The sequence below is a fragment of the Streptomyces hawaiiensis genome, from assembly GCF_004803895.1.
GTDB lineage: Bacteria > Actinomycetota > Actinomycetes > Streptomycetales > Streptomycetaceae > Streptomyces > Streptomyces hawaiiensis.
In genome coordinates this window covers 2,345,572-2,363,581 of sequence record NZ_CP021978.1, presented here as the reverse complement: position 1 = coordinate 2,363,581, position 18,010 = coordinate 2,345,572, and the positions used below count along the sequence as shown (strand labels likewise).

Here is an 18,010-nt window from a genome sequence, read left to right as displayed (position 1 = left end):
ACGGTCCGAGAGCGCCCGGGAAGAATCCCGGGCGCTCTCGGCATGTCAGCGGCGGCGGGCCAGGGACAGGGTGCGCTGGGCCGCCGTCACCACCGCCGCGTCGATGAAGCGGCCGTCCGCGAGTGCCTGGGCGCCCTGCTCCGTGGCGGCTGCCTTGAGGACCGTCTCCGCCTGCTCGATCTCCGCCCCGGTGGGCAGGTAGGCGCGTTCGATCACCGGGAGCTGGCGGGGGTGGATCGCGGCGCGGCCGAGGAAACCCAGGGCGCGGCCACGGGCGCAGGAGACGGCCAGCCCGTCCAGGTCGCGGGTGTCCGGGTGGACGGACTGGGGCGGCGGGGGCAGACCGGCGGCCCGGGCCGCCACGACCACCCGGGAGCGGGGCCAGTCGAGGCCCGTGTCGTCGCGTACGCCGAGGTCGGCCAGCAGGTCGGCCTCGCCGAGTGCGATGCCGCGCAGGTGCGGATGGGCGCAGGCGATGGCGTACGCCTGCTCCACGGCGAGGGCCGTCTCCAGCAGGGCGTACAGATCGGCCCGAGCGGCCCGGTGCGCGACGTGGGTGACCTCGGCGGATGAGGTGATCTTGGGGAGGCGGAGCCCGGAGAGCCCGGGAGCCGGGGCCAGGGCCGCGATGTCCTGCTCGCCCCAGGGGCTGTCCAGGGCGTTGACGCGGACGTGGACCGGGACGGCCGGCACGTCGTGGAGCAGGTCGGCGGTGGCGGCGCGGGCGTAGGCCTTGCGGTCCGGGGCGACTGCGTCCTCCAGGTCGGCGACGACCACGTCGGCGCCGGAGGCGAGGGCCTTCGCCACTACGTCGGGGCGGTCGCCCGGGGCGTAGAGCCAGGTGAGGGGGTACGCCGTCACAGGGCGCCCTCCGCGCGCAGCGCCGTGACGTCGTCCGGGGACAGGCCCAGCTCGGTCAGGACCTCGTCGGTGTCGGCGCCGTGCGGGCGGCCGGCCCAGCGGATCGCGCCGGGGGTGGCGGAGAGCCGGAAGAGGACGTTCTGCATGCGCAGCGGGCCGAGTTCGGGGTCGTCGACGGTGGTGATGGTGTTCAGGGCCTGGTACTGCGGGTCCGCCATCACGTCCCGGACGTCCTGGACCGGGGCCACCGCCGCCTCGGCCTTCTCGAAGGCGGCCATGACGTCGGTGCGGGTGCGCGCGGCGATCCAGCCGCCGACCGCCTCGTCCAGGACGTCGGCGTGCCGGGCGCGGTCGGCGCCCGAGGCGAACCAGGGCTCGTCGATCAGTTCCGGGCGGCCGACCAGGCGCATCACGCGCTCCGCGACCGACTGGGCCGAGGTGGAGACGGCCACCCAGGTGCCGTCCGCGGTGCGGTAGACGCCGCGTGGTGCGTTGTTGGGGGAGCGGTTGCCGGTGCGGGGCTGGACGTGCCCGAGCTGGTCGTACCAGAGGGGCTGGGGGCCGAGGGCGGCCAGGATCGGTTCGATCAGGGCCAGGTCGACGACCTGGCCCTCGCCGGTGCGGTCGCGGGCGGCGAGCGCCGTCATCACCGCGTACGCCGTCGTCAGGCCCGCGATGGAGTCGGCCAGGCCGAACGGCGGGAGCGTCGGGGGCGCGTCCGGTTCGCCGGTGATCGCCGCGAAGCCGCTCATCGCCTCGGCCAGGGTGCCGAAGCCGGGGCGGTGCGCGTAGGGGCCGAACTGGCCGAAGCCGGTGACGCGGGCCAGGACGAGCCGGGGGTTGACGGCCGACAGCTCCGGCCAGCCCAGGTCCCACTTCTCCAGGGTGCCGGGGCGGAAGTTCTCGATGATCACGTCGGTGGTGGCGGCCAGCCGCAGGAGGGTGGCGCGGCCGCCGGGCTTCGACAGGTCGAGGGTCATGGTGCGCTTGTTGCGGCCGAGCATCTTCCACCACAGGCCCGCGCCGTCCTTCGACGGGCCGTGGCCGCGGGAGGGGTCCGGCTTCCGCGGGTGCTCGATCTTGACGACCTCGGCGCCGAAGTCGCCGAGCAGGGTGGCGGCCATCGGGCCGGCGAAGAGGGTGGCGAGGTCGAGGACGCGCAGGCCGGTGAGGGGCGCGGTCGTGGGCGCGGTCATGGGCGGTGGGTCTCCCGGTGCGTGAGGTGGGCGAGGGTGTCGAAGCCGATGCCGTTGAAGTCGCCGACGGACGTGGCCAGCCGGTTCTTCAGGGGTGCCGTCCAGCGGTCGGGGAGCGCCGCGGGGTGTCCGGCCAGCAGCCCGGCGATGGAGCCGGCGGTCGCGCCGTTGGAGTCGGTGTCCCAGCCGCCGCTCACGGCGCGGCAGACGGAGCCGGCGAAGTCGCCGTTCGCGTGGGTGAGGGCGGCGGCGATCAGGGCGGTGTTGGGGACGGCGTGCACCCAGTGATGGGTGCCGGCGTGGGCGGCGTGGAGTGCGTCGACGACCGTGTCGAAGTCTTCGTGCCGGTGGGCCAGTTGGACGGCTCGGCGGACGGCCCGGGCCAGGCGGGAGCGCGAGGGGACGACGGTGAGGCCGGTGCGCAGGCAGGTGTGGATGTCGTGCCCGCCGCTCGCCGCCGTGGCGATGGCGGCCGCCGTGAACATCGCCGCGTAGACGCCGTTGGCGGTGTGGGTGAGGGCGGCGTCACGGTGGGCCTGTTCGGCTGCCGCGGCCGGGTGGCCGGGGTTGGTCCAGCCGTGGACGTCGGCGCGGATCAGGGCGCCGATCCACTCGCGGAACGGGTTGCGGTGGCGGGCGGTGTGCGGGGGTTCCAGGCCGGTGAGGAGGTTGCGGTAGGCGATGCGTTCGGCGGTGAAGGTGCGGCCGGCGGGGAGTTCGTCGAGCCAGACGCGGGCCACGTCCATGGTGGTGAAGGCCTTGCCGTGGCGCTGGAGGAGGACGAGGTTGAGGAGGGGGTAGTTGAGGTCGTCGTCCTCGGGCATGCCGTCGATGTTCTCGGCGAGGGAGGTGCTCGCCGAGCGGCGGTTCCAGGGGTGCTGCCGCAGGAGGCCTTCGGGGACGCCCCGGGCGGTGAAGTAGGTGGTGAGGGGCCAGTTGCCGGTGGACCGGGCGAGTCGGCGGATGGCGTCGAGGGGGAGCTTCTCGACCGGTTTGCCCAGGAGGCAGCCGGTGGCGCGGCCGAGCCAGGCGGCTTCGAGGTGGTGCGGGGTGGTGGCCGGGGTGCCCGCGGGCTCTGGCCAGTCGGGGCAGGCGGACCTGATCTTCTCCAGGTCCGTTGGTTCGTCGTCCGCCAACGCGCTCGGGAGGTCGGCCAGTTCGTCCAGGAGGTCCTCCGCCAGCTGGCGGAGGTATCGGGACGCCGGGGTGGGGGAGGCGCCCGCGGTGGCCGGAGCCTCCTGGCCGCCCGCCGCTCGCCAGCGGGCCGCGATGGCCTTCGGCTCGCGGCCGTCCTGGACCGCCTGGCGGAGTTCGTGGCCGATCAGGTCCTCCGGCTGGACCCAGGTCAGTCGGAGCATTCCTGGCCTCCGAGGGACGCGAAGGCCTGCTCGTGGGTGCGGCGGCGGGCCACGTCCCGGGCGAAGATCTCGCGGGTCACGGCGGTGAGGGTGGCCGCCGGTTCCCACAGATCCAGGCGGCTGGCCTCCGCGACCGTCTTGGCCCACTCCTCCGGGACCGGTGAGCCCAGGGCGCCTGCCAGCGCGCCGGCCATCGTGGCGATGGAGTCGCAGTCGCGGCCGTAGTTCACCGCGCCGAGAACGGCGTGGCGGTAGTCGCCCCGCGCCACGAGCAACATGCCCAGCGCGATGGGGAGTTCCTCGATCGAATGCAGGCGGGAGGGGCGGCGGGCGCCGAGTGACGGGGCGCGGTAGTCGGGGCCCACCGTGTCGTAGGGGGCCACCGCCTCGCGCAGTGGGCGCAGCGCCGACTCGACATCCGTGTGGCGGGAGGCCTCCTCGCAGACCCGCTCGATCGCGGCCCGGGTGCCGTCCTTCGCGAGGGAGAGACACGTCGAGACGACGGAGTCCGGGGTCGCACCGGGGGTGCACGCCGCCGCCACGGCAGCGGCCAGGACGCCCGCCGCCTCACGGCCGTACGACGACTGGTGCGCACCGGCGATGTCGAGGGCCTCGGCGTAGGCCGCACGCGGATCGGCCGCGTTGACCAGGCCGGCCGGGGCCATGTACATCGCCGCCCCGCAGTTGACGATGTTGCCGCTGCCGGCCTCGCGGGGGTCGGCGTGGCCGTAGTGGATCCTCGTCACCAGCCACTTCTCCGCCAGGAAGATCCGCTGGAGGGGTAGTGCCTCGGACTCCAGTTCCGGGATCCAGCGTGGCTCGGTCATCAGGTCCGGGACCAGGTGGTCGGCGATCGCGTAGGCGTCGAGGTGGTCGCGGACCCGGGCGTAGACACGGACCAGGGCGTGGGTCATCAAGGTGTCGTCGGTGACGTGGCCGTCGCCCTTGTGGTACGGGGCGAGGGGGCGGGCCGTGCGCCAGTCGTCGCCGTGCCAGGGGCCGACGATGCCGTGGACGCGGCCGCCGTGGCGTTCGAGGATCTGCTCGGGCGCGTAGCCCTCGACGGGGCCGCCGAGAGCGTCGCCGACCGCGGCCCCGACCAGGGCGCCGGTGATCCGCTCGTCCAGGGAGGTGTTTTGGTGTGGTTTGGGCTGCATGGCCGCATCATCCACCCGGGTGGGCCGCTTGTACGGCTTCCAGGAGTTCGGCGAGTTCCACGAGGTCCGTGCCGGTGAGGCGGGGGAGGACACAGCCGGAGAGGGTGCGGCAGGTCTCCCGCCAGGAGGCGGGGATCGAGGCGCCGCCGCCCAGGGCGCCGGTCAGGGCGCCCGCCAGGGCCGGGGCGGAGTCCGCGACACGGGACAGGCAGGCCGCCGCGGGGATCGCCTCCGCGATGCGGCCGCGGGCTGCGGTGGCCAGGGCGAGGGCGACCGGAACCGTCTCGGCGGCGGCGATGCCGTAGCTGTAGACGTGGTCGACGATCTGGTGCTCCAGGGGCGGGACCAGGGCGAAGGCACTGTCCGCGGCGGCGGCGAGCTTCAGGGCGTGCCGGGCGTTGCGGCCGATCTCCGTCTCATCGGGGAGTTCGGCCAGGGCCGCCGTGACGCAGGCGTCGACGTGTGCGCCGGCCAGGGCGAGGGCGAGCGCCGCCGCCATCGCGCGGGCGCCGTGGACACCGTCGCCGTCCTGGGTGTAGCGGGCGTCGAACTCGGCGAGGTCGGCGGCGCGCCGGGGGTCTCCGGGGTGGGCCACGGCCAGGACGCAGGCGCGTACGCAGGCGGCGTCGTCGAAGTAGTGCGGGTTGTCGTGGCCGGTGGCGGGCGGGCGCAGGCCGGTGGCGAGGTTGCCGAGGCCGGCGCGGACGGAGATGCGGGCGCGCAGGGGGAGGACGGCGGACTCGATCTCGGGGGCGCGGTCCGCCGCGGCGGCGACCTCGCTTGCGAGGGTGTTCCAGGTGAGGTCGATCGCGGCGCGGGTGCGGCGTTCCCGGCTGAGGTCGTTCAGGACGGTGTCGTCGCCCGCGCGCAGGAGGGCTTCCGCGGCGAACGCCGCCCATTCGGCGTCGTCGGAGGGGCCGAGGCGGAGGGGCTCGGAGGGCTGGTTCAGGGCGATGGGGACCGGGAGGGTGGTGGTGGCGTTGTGTTCGGCGAAGGTGTCCAGTTCGCGGGTGAGGCGGCGGGTCCAGTCGGGCATGCGGGCGGCTCTGTGGCGGGCTGCGGGCCAGCCTGCGGCGTCGCCTGCGGCCAGTCCGAGCAGGAGGCCTTCGGCCCTTCGTGTGGCCTCGGCTTCGCCTTCGGCCCGTCTGTCTCCCACCCGCGCACCGCCCGTGACCGTCACCCGAGGGGTCCTGGTCACCCGTGGGGCGATCCCGCCATCGGCGGCTTCCGCTTCGTACGTCGTCACGAGAGAACCTCCGCCGGTGTCAGCAGGTCCGCCACGTCCAGGACGTGGTAGCCCGCCATGGCCGGCAGGCATGACCCGCGGGCCGGGGTGATGGCCGCGGCCCACGCCGCGGGGATCGCCGACACGCCCCGCGTCGCTCCCGCCAGCGCCCCCGCCACCGCCGCCGTCGTGTCCGCGTCGCGGCCCATGTTCACCGCGGTCAGGACGGACTGCTCGAAGTCGCCGTCGGCCGCCGCGTAGGCGCCGAAGGCGAGGGCGACCGCCTCGGGGGCCAGGTCGGTCCAGGGGTAGCCGCCGATGACGACCGCGGAGCGGACCGCGCGTTCGCCGCGATGGGCGACGGCCACCGCGCGGCGCAGGCTGCGGGCCGTCCAGGAGTCGTCGGGTACGACCGCGAGGGCCGCGGCCACGACCGCGGTCGACGGGGCGCCCGCCATCGCCGCCGCGACGCCCGCCGCCACCGCCTGGCCGCCGTAGATGCCCTCGCCGTCGTGGCTCACCGAACCGTCGATCGCGACCAGCCGGGCCGCCTCCGCCGGGCGGCCCGCCGCGAACACCCCGAAGGGGGCCGCCCGCATGGCCAGACCGTCGCTCCAGGCGTGCCGGTGCTGGGCGGAGATCGGGGCGGCCAGGCCCCGGCGCAGGTTCTCCAGCGTGCCGCGTTCGCTGAAACCGGCGCCACGGAAGGGGCCCTCGTCGCGGTCGGCGATCCACTCGTGCCAGGCCGCTTCCACATGGAGCGGGGTGAGCGCGGAGCCGTGCCGGGACAGCAGGAGGCCGGAGAAGATCGCGTACTCGGTGTCGTCGGTACCCGCCGGCTTCTCGGCGACGTACCCGGTGATCCGGCCCCACCGGGCGCGGATCTCGGAGGGCTTCATGTTCTCGGCCGGCGCCCCGAGGGCGTCACCGACGGCCAGGCCCAGCAGCGCGCCGCGGGCCCGTTCGCGAAGTCCGGCGGCGTCCCCGGGCGCCGGGACGGAGGGGATGCAGGCGATCGATGCCATACGGCATGTGTCCCACTCCGCTGACTCCGCTGAGCCTCACGAGCCCCAGCATCACCCGGTCGACATCTGCGCACAGTGATGATCAAGTGAGCGCGAAACGGTAAAACCGCAGGTTAGCCCAGCCTTTCCTTGCTGGCGGCGACGGAATCCGGGGCGTAGTTTTGGTGTTGTAAAACTCTGGAACTTGTCCAAAGAGCGGGGAGTGGGGATCTTCCATGGCCATCATCGAGACCGAGGCGACGCTGCACGAGGCGCACCGGGACAACCACACGCACCGGGACGTGAACGGCGGCTGGCTGCGTCCCGCGGTGTTCGGTGCGATGGACGGCCTCGTCTCCAACCTCGCCCTGATGACCGGTGTCGCGGGCGGCAATGTCAGTCAGCACACCGTCGTCCTCAGCGGGCTCGCGGGCCTGGCCGCCGGTGCCTTCTCCATGGCCGCCGGTGAGTACACCTCCGTCGCCTCGCAGCGCGAGCTCGTCGAGGCCGAGCTGGACGTGGAGCGGCGCCAGCTGCGCAAGCACCCCAAGGACGAGGAGGCCGAGCTCGCCGCGCTCTACGAGTCGAGAGGCGTCGAGCCGCGACTGGCCCGCGAGGTGGCCCGGCAGCTGTCGCAGGACCCCGAACAGGCACTGGAGATCCACGCCCGGGAGGAGCTGGGCATCGACCCCGGCGATCTGCCCTCGCCCACCGTGGCCGCCGTGTCGAGCTTCGGCTCCTTCGCACTGGGCGCGCTGATTCCCGTGGCGCCCTATCTGCTGGGGGCGAGCAGCATGTGGCCGGCCGTGCTGCTGGCGCTGCTCGGGCTCTTCCTGTGCGGTGCGGTGGTCGCCAAGGTGACGGCACGGACCTGGTGGTACAGCGGGCTGCGGCAGCTGCTCCTGGGAGGCGCGGCGGCCGGTGTGACGTACGCCCTGGGTACCTTGTTCGGAACGGCCGTAGGATAGTGCGGCCCGGATTTATGCGATGGGCCGCATAAGTAGCCGTTACTCGCTGGTTTCGAATGTGCGACCACCGGGCATGAGCCGTAAGCGCTGCGGGCAACGACGCTCGCCGCGCACCCGCAGCAGGGTGGGCGAAGACGCCTGCCCCGCTCCCGGGCCGACGGAAACCGATCTGACCGATCGTTCCGTGCGGTCCCTCCATAGCTTCCACTGCTGGCGCGGCATCCCGCCGTGAACCCGCGGTGTCCGCATGCTGGAACGGATTATCCCGGTTCCCGAGAACCGCTCCATCATGTAACCTGCACGAAATTTTGCGATCACGCGAGGGCCAACGTCGTCCCTCGGCACTTGCATATGCCATGACGACGACGGGAGAGCCGATGCGTACGCCGCGCCAGCCGTCCCAGCATTCCGCGAATGGCCAGAACTGGTCCTTCATGGATGCTCGCCCTGCTGCGCAGGGTATGTACGACCCCCGCAACGAGCACGACGCCTGCGGCGTCGGCTTCGTCGCCACCCTCACCGGCGAGGCGTCCCACACCCTGGTCGAGCAGGCTCTGACCGTCCTGCGCAACCTCGAACACCGCGGTGCCACCGGCTCCGAGCCCGACTCCGGCGACGGCGCCGGCATCCTGTCGCAGGTCCCGGACGCCTTCTTCCGTCAGGTGGCCGGATTCGAACTGCCCGACGCCGGTTCCTACGCCGTCGGCATCGCCTTCCTGCCGGAGGACTCCACCGCCGCCGCCGTCTCGCAGATCGAGACGATCGCCGCCGACGAGGGCCTGACCGTCCTCGGCTGGCGCGAGGTGCCGGTCGCGCCCCAGCTCCTGGGTGCCACCGCCCGGTCGACCATGCCGGTCTTCCGCCAGATCTTCGTCGGCGACGGCGCGACCGTGCCCGCCACGGGCATCGCGCTCGACCGCAAGGCCTTCGTGCTGCGCAAGCGCGCCGAGCGCGAGGCCGGCGTGTACTTCCCGTCACTGTCCGCGCGGACCATCGTCTACAAGGGCATGCTGACCACCGGCCAGCTGGAGCCCTTCTTCCCGGACCTGTCCGACCGCCGCTTCGCCTCCGCGATCGCGCTCGTGCACTCCCGGTTCTCGACGAACACGTTCCCCTCGTGGCCGCTGGCCCACCCCTACCGCTTCGTCGCGCACAACGGTGAGATCAACACCGTCAAGGGCAACCGCAACTGGATGGTGGCCCGCGAGTCGCAGCTCGTCTCCGACCTGTTCGGGTCCGACGACAAGGCCATCGACCGGATCTTCCCGGTCTGCACGCCCGACGCCTCCGACTCCGCCTCCTTCGACGAGGTCCTGGAACTCCTGCACCTGGGCGGCCGTTCCCTGCCGCACTCCGTGCTGATGATGATCCCGGAGGCGTGGGAGAACCACGACTCCATGGACCCGGCCCGGCGCGCCTTCTACCAGTTCCACTCCACGCTGATGGAGCCCTGGGACGGCCCGGCCTGCGTCACCTTCACCGACGGCACCCAGGTCGGCGCGGTCCTCGACCGCAACGGCCTGCGCCCCGGCCGCTACTGGGTCACCGACGACGGCCTCGTCGTCCTCGGCTCCGAGGTCGGCGTCCTGGACATCGACCCGGCCAAGGTCGTCCGCAAGGGCCGCCTGCAGCCCGGCCGGATGTTCCTCGTCGACACCGCCGAGCACCGCATCATCGAGGACGACGAGATCAAGGCCGAGCTCGCCGCCGAGAACCCGTACGCGGAGTGGGTGGAGGCCGGCGAGATCGAGCTCTCCGACCTGCCCGAGCGCGAACACATCGTGCACACCCACGCCTCGGTCACCCGACGCCAGCAGACCTTCGGCTACACCGAGGAGGAGCTGCGCGTCATCCTCGCGCCGATGGCCAAGGCCGGCGCCGAGCCGATCGGCTCGATGGGCACCGACTCGCCGATCGCCGCGCTGTCGGACCGCCCGCGGCTGCTCTTCGACTACTTCACGCAGCTGTTCGCGCAGGTCACCAACCCGCCGCTGGACGCCATCCGCGAGGAGCTCGTCACCTCGCTGCGCTCCGCACTGGGCCCCCAGGGCAACCTGCTGGACCCGAACGCGGCCTCCTGCCGCAGCGTCCTGCTGCCCTTCCCGGTGATCGACAACGACGAGCTGGCCAAGCTCATCCACATCAACGCCGACGGCGACATGCCCGGTTTCAAGGCCGCGACGCTCTCCGGCCTGTACCGGGTGCACGGCGGCGGTGACGCGCTGGCCGCGCGCATCGAGGAGATCTGCACCGAGGCCGACGCCGCCATCGAGAACGGCGCCCGCCTGATCGTCCTGTCGGACCGCCACTCGGACGCCGAGCACGCGCCGATCCCGTCGCTGCTGCTCACCGCGGCCGTCCACCACCACCTCATCCGCACCAAGCAGCGCACCCAGGTGGGCCTGCTGGTCGAGGCCGGTGACGTCCGCGAGGTCCACCACGTCGCCCTGCTCATCGGCTACGGCGCCGCCGCCGTCAACCCGTACCTGGCGATGGAGACCGTCGAGGACCTGGTGCGCGCCGGCACCTTCCTGCCCGGCATCGAGCCCGAGCAGGCCATCCGCAACCTCATCTACGCCCTCGGCAAGGGCGTGCTGAAGGTCATGTCCAAGATGGGCATCTCGACCGTCGCCTCCTACCGCGGCGCCCAGGTCTTCGAGGCCGTCGGTCTCGACGAGGCCTTCGTCGTGAAGTACTTCAACGGCACGGCCACCAAGATCGGCGGTGTCGGCATCGACGTCGTCGCCAAGGAGGTCGCCGCCCGCCACGCCAAGGCCTACCCGGCCTCCGGCATCGCCCCGGCGCACCGCGCGCTGGACATAGGCGGCGAGTACCAGTGGCGCCGTGAGGGCGAGCCGCACCTGTTCGACCCGGAGACGGTCTTCCGCCTCCAGCACTCCACGCGCTCCGGCCGCTACGACATCTTCAAGAAGTACACCGAGCGTGTGAACGAGCAGTCCGAGCGGCTGATGACGCTGCGCGGTCTGTTCGGCTTCAAGTCCGGCCGACAGCCGATCTCCATCGACGAGGTCGAGCCGGTCTCCGAGATCGTCAAGCGGTTCTCCACGGGCGCCATGTCGTACGGCTCCATCTCCCAGGAGGCGCACGAGACCCTCGCCATCGCCATGAACCAGCTGGGCGGCAAGTCCAACACCGGTGAGGGCGGCGAGGACCCGGAGCGCCTGTACGACCCGGCCCGCCGGTCGTCCATCAAGCAGGTCGCCTCCGGCCGCTTCGGTGTGACCTCCGAGTACCTGGTCAACTCCGACGACATCCAGATCAAGATGGCCCAGGGCGCCAAGCCCGGCGAGGGCGGCCAGCTGCCCGGCCACAAGGTCTACCCGTGGGTCGCCAAGACGCGTCACTCGACGCCGGGCGTCGGCCTCATCTCGCCGCCCCCGCACCACGACATCTACTCCATCGAGGACCTGGCCCAGCTGATCCACGACCTGAAGAACGCGAACCCGCAGGCGCGGATTCACGTGAAGCTGGTCTCCGAGGTCGGCGTCGGCACGGTCGCCGCGGGTGTCTCCAAGGCGCACGCGGACGTCGTGCTCATCTCCGGCCACGACGGCGGTACGGGTGCCTCGCCGCTCACCTCGCTGAAGCACGCCGGCGGTCCCTGGGAGCTCGGCCTCGCCGAGACCCAGCAGACGCTGCTGCTCAACGGCCTGCGCGACCGCATCGTCGTCCAGACCGACGGCCAGCTGAAGACCGGCCGCGACGTGGTCATCGCCGCGCTCCTCGGCGCCGAGGAGTTCGGTTTCGCGACCGCGCCGCTCGTCGTCTCCGGCTGCGTCATGATGCGCGTCTGCCACTTGGACACCTGCCCGGTCGGCATCGCCACGCAGAACCCGGTCCTGCGCGAGCGGTACAACGGCAAGGCCGAGTACGTCGTGAACTTCTTCAAGTACATCGCCGAAGAGGTCCGCGAGATCCTCGCCGAGCTGGGCTTCCGCTCCATCGAGGAGGCCGTCGGCCACGCCGAGACCCTCGACGTCACGCGGGCCGTCGACCACTGGAAGGCGCAGGGCCTGGACCTGGCACCGCTGTTCCACGTGCCCGAGCTGCCCGAGGGCGCGGCGCGCCACCAGCTCATCGCGCAGGACCACGGCCTGGAGAAGGCGCTCGACAACCAGCTGATCAAGCTGGCCGCCGACGCGCTCGCCGCGTCCGGTGCCACCGACGCCCAGCCGGTCCGTGCCCAGGTGCAGATCCGCAACATCAACCGCACGGTCGGCACCATGCTCGGCCACGAGGTGACGAAGAAGTTCGGTGGCGCGGGCCTGCCCGACGACACCATCGACATCACCTTCACCGGCTCCGCGGGCCAGTCCTTCGGCGCCTTCGTGCCGCGCGGTGTCACCCTCCGCCTGGAGGGCGACGCCAACGACTACGTCGGCAAGGGCCTGTCCGGCGGCCGGATCGTCGTCCGCCCGGACCGCGCGGCCGACCACCTCGCCGAGTACAGCGTCATCGCCGGCAACACCATCGGCTACGGCGCCACCGGCGGCGAGATGTTCCTGCGCGGCAAGGTCGGCGAGCGCTTCTGCGTCCGCAACTCCGGCGCGACGGTCGTCGCCGAGGGCGTGGGCGACCACGGCTGCGAGTACATGACCGGCGGCCACGCGGTGGTGCTCGGCGAGACGGGCCGCAACTTCGCGGCCGGCATGTCCGGCGGTATCGCGTACGTGATCGACCTGGACCCCGACAACGTCAACGTCGGCAACCTGGACGCCGTGGAGGCGCTGGACGACACCGACAAGCAGTGGCTGCACGACGTGGTCCGCCGCCACCAGGAGGAGACGGGCTCCACCGTCGCCGCGAAGCTCCTGGCCGAGTGGGACACCGCTGTCGAGCGCTTCAGCAGGATCATCCCCAGCACGTACAAGGCAGTGCTCGCCGCCAAGGAAGCCGCCGAGCGAGCCGGTCTCTCCGAGACCGAGACCCACGAGAAGATGATGGAGGCGGCGATCAATGGCTGACCCGAAGGGCTTCCTGAACCACGGGCGTGAGCTCGCCAAGTCCCGCCCCGTCGAGGAGCGCGTCCGGGACTGGAACGAGGTCTACGTTCCCGGCTCGCTGCTGCCCATCATCAGCAAGCAGGCCAGCCGCTGCATGGACTGCGGCATCCCGTTCTGCCACAACGGCTGCCCACTGGGGAACCTGATCCCCGAGTGGAACGACTACGCCTACCGCGAGGACTGGGCGGCCGCGCAGGAGCGCCTGCACGCCACCAACAACTTCCCGGAGTTCACCGGCCGCCTGTGCCCGGCTCCGTGCGAGTCGGCGTGTGTCCTCGGCATCAACCAGCCGCCGGTCACCATCAAGAACGTCGAGGTCTCGATCATCGACAAGGCGTGGGAGACCGGGGACGTCGCCCCGCAGATCCCGGAGCGCCTGTCCGGCAAGACCGTCGCGGTCATCGGCTCGGGCCCGGCGGGTCTCGCCGCCGCCCAGCAGCTGACCCGTGCCGGCCACACCGTCGCCGTCTACGAGCGCGCGGACCGCATCGGAGGCCTCCTCCGCTACGGCATCCCCGAGTTCAAGATGGAGAAGCGGCACATCAACCGCCGTATCGAGCAGATGCGCGCGGAGGGCACCCGCTTCCGCACGGGCATCGAGATCGGCCGCGACCTGAAGGCCACGGACCTGAAGAAGCGCTACGACGCGGTCGTCCTGGCCGTCGGCGCGACCATGGCCCGTGACCTGCCGGTGCCGGGCCGTGAGCTCAAGGGCGTCTACCAGGCCATGGAGTACCTGCCGCTGGCCAACAAGGTCCAGGAGGGCGACTTCGTGGCGCCCCCGATCTCGGCCGAGGGCAAGCACGTCGTGGTCATCGGCGGCGGCGACACCGGCGCGGACTGCGTGGGCACCGCCAACCGCCAGGGCGCGGCCTCCGTCACGCAGTTGGAGATCATGCCCCGCCCGAGCGACGAGCGGCACCCGATCAACCAGCCCTGGCCGACCTTCCCCATGCTGTACAAGGTCACCTCGGCCCACGAGGAGGGCGGCGAGCGGGTCTACTCGGTCTCGACGACCCACTTCGAGGGCGACGAGGACGGCAACGTCCAGTGGCTGCACCTCACCGAGGTGGAGTTCATCGACGGCAAGCTGACCCAGAAGCCGGGCACCGAGCGCAAGATCCCCGCCCAGCTGGTCACCCTCGCCATGGGCTTCACCGGCACCGACCGCGAGAACGGCCTGGTCGAGCAGTTCGGCCTGGAGCTCGACGAGCGCGGCAACATCGCCCGCGACGCCGACTTCCAGACCAACGTGCCGGGCGTGTTCGTCGCCGGTGACGCCGGCCGCGGCCAGTCGCTCATCGTCTGGGCGATCGCGGAGGGCCGCTCGGCGGCACGCGGGGTGGACCGCGCCCTCACGGGTGCGAGCGAGCTGCCGGCGCCGATCCGCCCGACGGACCGCGCCCTGATGGTCTGACCGCCTCACAACACGTCCCGCACAACGGCGTGCGGAACACTGACAGCGCCTGCCCCACAGTCCCCGACCGGACGACCGGGCAGGCGCTGTCGCACGTCCTCAGCCGGTTCCGTTCCCGTTCTCGTCGGGCCACACCTGGATGTGGTCCTCCTCCAGCTCCAGCAGCACCCGGTCCGCCATGCCCAGGGCCGCCGTGTACTCGGCCGGCAGCTGAAGGCGGCCCGCGCGGTCGAGCATCGCGTACTCACGCGCCACCACGGACTCCCGGCCCGCCTCGTCGACCTCCGTGCGGCGCAGCACCTCCGTCGAGGTGCGGCCGTCACGGATCGCGACCGTGCGGCGGACCTCACCGGCGACCGCCTGGTCGTGCGTGACGATGACGATCGTCGTGCCCAGCTCCTCGTTGGCGCGGCGGAACGCCGCGAAGACCTGCTGCCCGGTCGCCGAGTCCAGCTCGCCGGTCGGCTCGTCGGCGAGCAGGACCGCGGGGGCGTTGGCGAGGGCGACGGCGATCGCGACGCGCTGCTGCTGGCCGCCGGACATCGCTTGCGGGCGCCGGTCCCGGCAGTCGGCGACACCGAGCAGGGACAGCAGGTCGTCCGCCCGTCCGGCCCGTTTCCGCCGGGAGCCGCCCGCCAGCTGCATCGGCAGGGCGACGTTCTGCACCGCCGTCAGATACGGCAGCAGATTGCGTGCCGTCTGCTGCCAGACGAAGCCGACCACCTCACGCCGGTACCGCAACCGCGCCTTCGCGTCCATCGTCAGCAGATCGCGCCCCGCGACTTTCGCGGCCCCCGCGGTGGGGACGTCCAGGCCCGCGAGGATGTTCATCAACGTCGACTTGCCGCTGCCGGACGCCCCCACCAGGGCCATCAACTCACCCTCCCGCACCAGGAGATCGAGTCCCTGGAGCGCCTGCACCTCGACGGCGGCGTCCCCGGCACCGCGCCTGGCGAAGATCCGCACCAGCCGGTCGCAGGCGATCAGGGCGTCGTGCCCGTACGCGGGCCGGTCGCGGTGGTGCGCCACCCGCCGCTCCAGCTCCTCGAGCGACTCCGTCGTACCGCTCATCGCATGTCTCCTGCCCTGAGGTGAGTGATCGGTGTCCGGCGCCCCGCCCACCAGGCCTGCGCGACGGCCACCGCCCCCGCCAGCAGCACCGCGCCCACGGCCGGCAGGGCCAGCGACCACACGTCGGCCCGCAGCACGGCAGCCGGCGCCGAGACACCGGATGTGCCGGCCAGGGCGAGCCGGTCCAGGTCGATGCCGGGGGCGAGCAGTCGTACCGTCGCCCAGCCGGCGGCCATGCCCCCACCGGCCGCGAGCAGCGTCTGGGGCAGGGACTCCAGGCCGAGCAGGCGCCGCCCCCGGCGGGCCGTCATGCCGAGGGTGCGCAGCCGGGCCAGCAGCGCGGCTCGTTCCGGCGCGGACCGCAGCAGGCCGAGCACCAGGGCGAGTACGGCGTACCCCGCGCCCGCGGCGACGGCCCAGACGTAGATCCGTTCGGCGCCCGCCTGCAACGGGGAGTCGGACAGCGCCGCGCGTTCCTCGCTCCGCAGGGTCACGGAGAGGTGCGGCCCGGCGCCGCGCACCGCCGCCCGCAGCGCCTTGGCGTCGAGCCCGGCACCGGCCGCCAGCAGGACCGTGGGGTCGCCGGAGCCCTTCAGGCCCGCCGCGTCGAGAAGGAGGAACTCGCCCTCGGGGACGGCCGGGGTGCGGGGGCGCACGGCGGTGATCCGCACCGTGACCGGTCCGCCCTCCGTCACGATCCGGCGCGGAGCCCGCCCGAGCCGCTTTGCGACCGCGGGGGAGGCGACCGCGTCCAGCACCCCGCCCCGGATCCGCAGCCGGTCGGCCGCGAAGCCCCCGAGTCCCGTCCGCCCGGCCAGTTCCGCGTACGCGTCCGGCTCGACGCCGGCCACGGTCAGCGACCGCGTCTCGTCCTGCGCGCGCTCCGAGGCGTACCCGATGCCCACGGCCGTGACCTGCCGTACGCCTGCCACATCCCGTACGGTCCGCGCCAGTCCCGCCGGGAGCGGGGTGCCGTCGGCGGTGGCGATCCGCGCGTCCGCGCCCGTCTCCAGCAGCGCGGCCCGGTCCCGGGCGTCCGCCACGCCCGTCAGCACGGACCCCCCGAACGCGGCCGTGGTCAGGGCCGTCAGCAGGGCGAGCAGCGGCAGCGTGGCGACTGCCGCCGGTGAGCGGCCCGCGCGGGCCAGCGAGAGGAACCCGACCGCGCCGCGCAGCCGCCCGGCCGGTCCGGCGGCCCACCGCAGCGGCAGCGGATACAGCCGGACGAGGACCAGCGCGGCGACCAGCCCGACGAGGACCGGGGCGGCGCTCACCAGCAGATCGCCCGCTCCGTCCGTGCCGCGGCGGCGCAGCGTCAGCACCGAGCCGCCGGCCAGCACCAGCACGGTCAGTTCAGCGACCGTGCGGCGCCCGCCGGGCCTGGCGTGGGCGAGGTCGTCGCGCTGCCGGTACGCCCGCGGTCTGCGATGTGCCGCGGCGGCGCGCACCGGCAGCGCGGCACAGGCGAGCAGCGCCACGGCACCCGCCCCGAGCACGGCGGGCAGCAGCCGGGCCTCGTCCACGACGAGCAAGGCGAGCAGCAGACCGCAGGCCGCGGCGGGCAGCGCCGGCACGGCGTTCTCGGCCAGCAGCCGCCCGGCGATGCCGTGCAGGGAACCACCCCGGGCCCGCAGCAGGGCGAGTTCGCCGTCGCGGCGGGCGGCGGCCAGGCCACCACTCATGACCAGGACGACGAAGGCGATCGCGGTGATCCCGAAGACCGCGACGGCGACCACGGGCGTGATCGCGTCACGCGTCTGCCCATAGGAGGCGACGACCTGCTCCAGGCCGGTGGACAGCTGCGCCGTCGGACCGGCGGCCCCGCGCATCCGCACCAGCCCGGGCCCGTCCTCCAGGGACGCGACCGTCTCGACGAGCGCCGAGGTGTCCGCCCCGGTGAGCCGCCCGGTCGCGGGGGCGAACCGCCAGTACCGCTCCGGCTCTCCCTGACCGCCGAGCAGGGCCGGGGCGGCTCCGGGCGCGAGCAGGACGCCCGCCTCCCAGTAGTACTGCGGCGGCCGGCCGCCGTTGCTCGCCATGGTCGGTGTACGCAGGACCGGTTCCGCGGACCAGTAACTCCGCTCCGGATGCCGGGGCTGGAGGACGCCGGTGACACGGACCGTCAGCGGTCCGTTCGCGAAGCCGCCCAGCGTGAGCGTGGAGCCGGTCCGCAGCCGCAGCGTGCGGGCCGTCTCGGTGGTCACGGCACCTTCCAGCGTCCGGTTGTCCACGGTGACCGAGCCGTCGGCGGTGGGCAGCCGGCCCTCCCGCACGGTGGCGTGGCCGGCCGCTCCCGACTGGGCGAGCAGGGTGAAGCGGGGCAGCAGCCCGTCGGGCCGGGGCAGCCACGCGTCCAGTGCCTGCAGGCTCTTCCCGGTCCGCACCCCGTACGCCGACTCGGCCGGGTCCACCCGCAGCGGCTCGGGCAGCAGCGCCCGCGCCCGGTCGTCGACCGCCGCGAGTGCCTCCGGCCGGACCTCGTCGGCCCGGGCCTCCTCCGGCCGTTCGAGACCGGGCTGCGCCGCCTTCAGCTCCAGCACCGTCGACTCGGGGGCGGCCGTCGCGACGGCCTCGCGCAGCCCGTCCGTCTCGTAGGCCTCCACGGCCCGGGGCAGGACGGCCGCGAGGAACGCCGTGACCAGCACCAGCACACCGAAGGCCACGGTGGACACGGGCATGGCCCGCAGCCGGGTCCGCACCCAGGGCGCGCCCTGCGCGTTCGGCGGCAT

11 protein-coding genes are annotated in these 18,010 nt (G+C 73.2%); 3 read left to right on the top strand and 8 right to left on the bottom strand.

The genetic code is table 11. The annotated features are described in order from the left end of the window. Positions 1-45: 45 nt before the first annotated feature. Genes CEB94_RS10885 through CEB94_RS10860 form a run of 6 tightly spaced genes read right to left on the bottom strand, consistent with a single transcriptional unit; the run spans position 46 to position 6,822 of the window. Positions 46-861 carry an HpcH/HpaI aldolase/citrate lyase family protein gene (locus CEB94_RS10885; protein WP_175432003.1) on the bottom strand — a complete coding sequence of 272 codons (816 nt, stop codon included), beginning with the start codon at positions 859-861 and terminating at the stop codon, positions 46-48. After that, positions 858-2,057: a CaiB/BaiF CoA transferase family protein gene (locus CEB94_RS10880; RefSeq protein WP_175432002.1), complete on the bottom strand. Its 1,200-nt coding sequence runs from the start codon at positions 2,055-2,057 to the stop codon at positions 858-860. Before CEB94_RS10880 ends, CEB94_RS10885 begins: the two co-directional genes overlap by 4 nt. After that, on the bottom strand, positions 2,054-3,415 hold the full coding sequence (locus CEB94_RS10875; RefSeq protein ID WP_175432001.1) for an ADP-ribosylglycohydrolase family protein: 1,362 nt from the start codon (positions 3,413-3,415) through the stop codon (positions 2,054-2,056). Before CEB94_RS10875 ends, CEB94_RS10880 begins: the two co-directional genes overlap by 4 nt. Next, complete coding sequence (locus tag CEB94_RS10870; RefSeq protein ID WP_175432000.1) at positions 3,403-4,572, bottom strand: ADP-ribosylglycohydrolase family protein; 1,170 nt, start codon at positions 4,570-4,572, stop codon at positions 3,403-3,405. Before CEB94_RS10870 ends, CEB94_RS10875 begins: the two co-directional genes overlap by 13 nt. 7 nt (positions 4,573-4,579) lie before the next feature. After that, a complete protein-coding gene (locus CEB94_RS10865) occupies positions 4,580-5,890 on the bottom strand; it encodes an ADP-ribosylglycohydrolase family protein (RefSeq protein WP_425472451.1) in 1,311 nt (436 codons plus the stop codon). Next, positions 5,815-6,822 carry an ADP-ribosylglycohydrolase family protein gene (locus CEB94_RS10860; protein WP_175431999.1) on the bottom strand — a complete coding sequence of 336 codons (1,008 nt, stop codon included), beginning with the start codon at positions 6,820-6,822 and terminating at the stop codon, positions 5,815-5,817. The genes CEB94_RS10865 and CEB94_RS10860 overlap by 76 nt, the downstream gene beginning before the upstream one ends. Positions 6,823-7,037: 215 nt before the next feature. Here CEB94_RS10860 and CEB94_RS10855 point away from each other — a divergent pair, with 215 nt between their 5' ends. The 3 genes from CEB94_RS10855 (at position 7,038) to CEB94_RS10845 (ending at position 14,210) form a co-directional block, all read left to right on the top strand. Then, positions 7,038-7,769: a VIT1/CCC1 transporter family protein gene (locus tag CEB94_RS10855; protein WP_175431998.1), complete on the top strand. Its 732-nt coding sequence runs from the start codon at positions 7,038-7,040 to the stop codon at positions 7,767-7,769. Positions 7,770-8,146: 377 nt separating this feature from the next. Further along, positions 8,147-12,754 carry a glutamate synthase large subunit gene (gltB, locus tag CEB94_RS10850; RefSeq protein WP_175431997.1) on the top strand — a complete coding sequence of 1,536 codons (4,608 nt, stop codon included), beginning with the start codon at positions 8,147-8,149 and terminating at the stop codon, positions 12,752-12,754. After that, on the top strand, positions 12,747-14,210 hold the full coding sequence (locus CEB94_RS10845) for a glutamate synthase subunit beta (RefSeq protein WP_175431996.1): 1,464 nt from the start codon (positions 12,747-12,749) through the stop codon (positions 14,208-14,210). Before gltB ends, CEB94_RS10845 begins: the two co-directional genes overlap by 8 nt. Positions 14,211-14,309: 99 nt before the next feature. Here CEB94_RS10845 and CEB94_RS10840 read toward each other — a convergent pair whose 3' ends face one another. Next, complete coding sequence (locus CEB94_RS10840) at positions 14,310-15,281, bottom strand: ABC transporter ATP-binding protein (protein WP_175431995.1); 972 nt, start codon at positions 15,279-15,281, stop codon at positions 14,310-14,312. Further along, complete coding sequence (locus CEB94_RS10835) at positions 15,278-18,010, bottom strand: ABC transporter permease (protein WP_175431994.1); 2,733 nt, start codon at positions 18,008-18,010, stop codon at positions 15,278-15,280. Before CEB94_RS10835 ends, CEB94_RS10840 begins: the two co-directional genes overlap by 4 nt.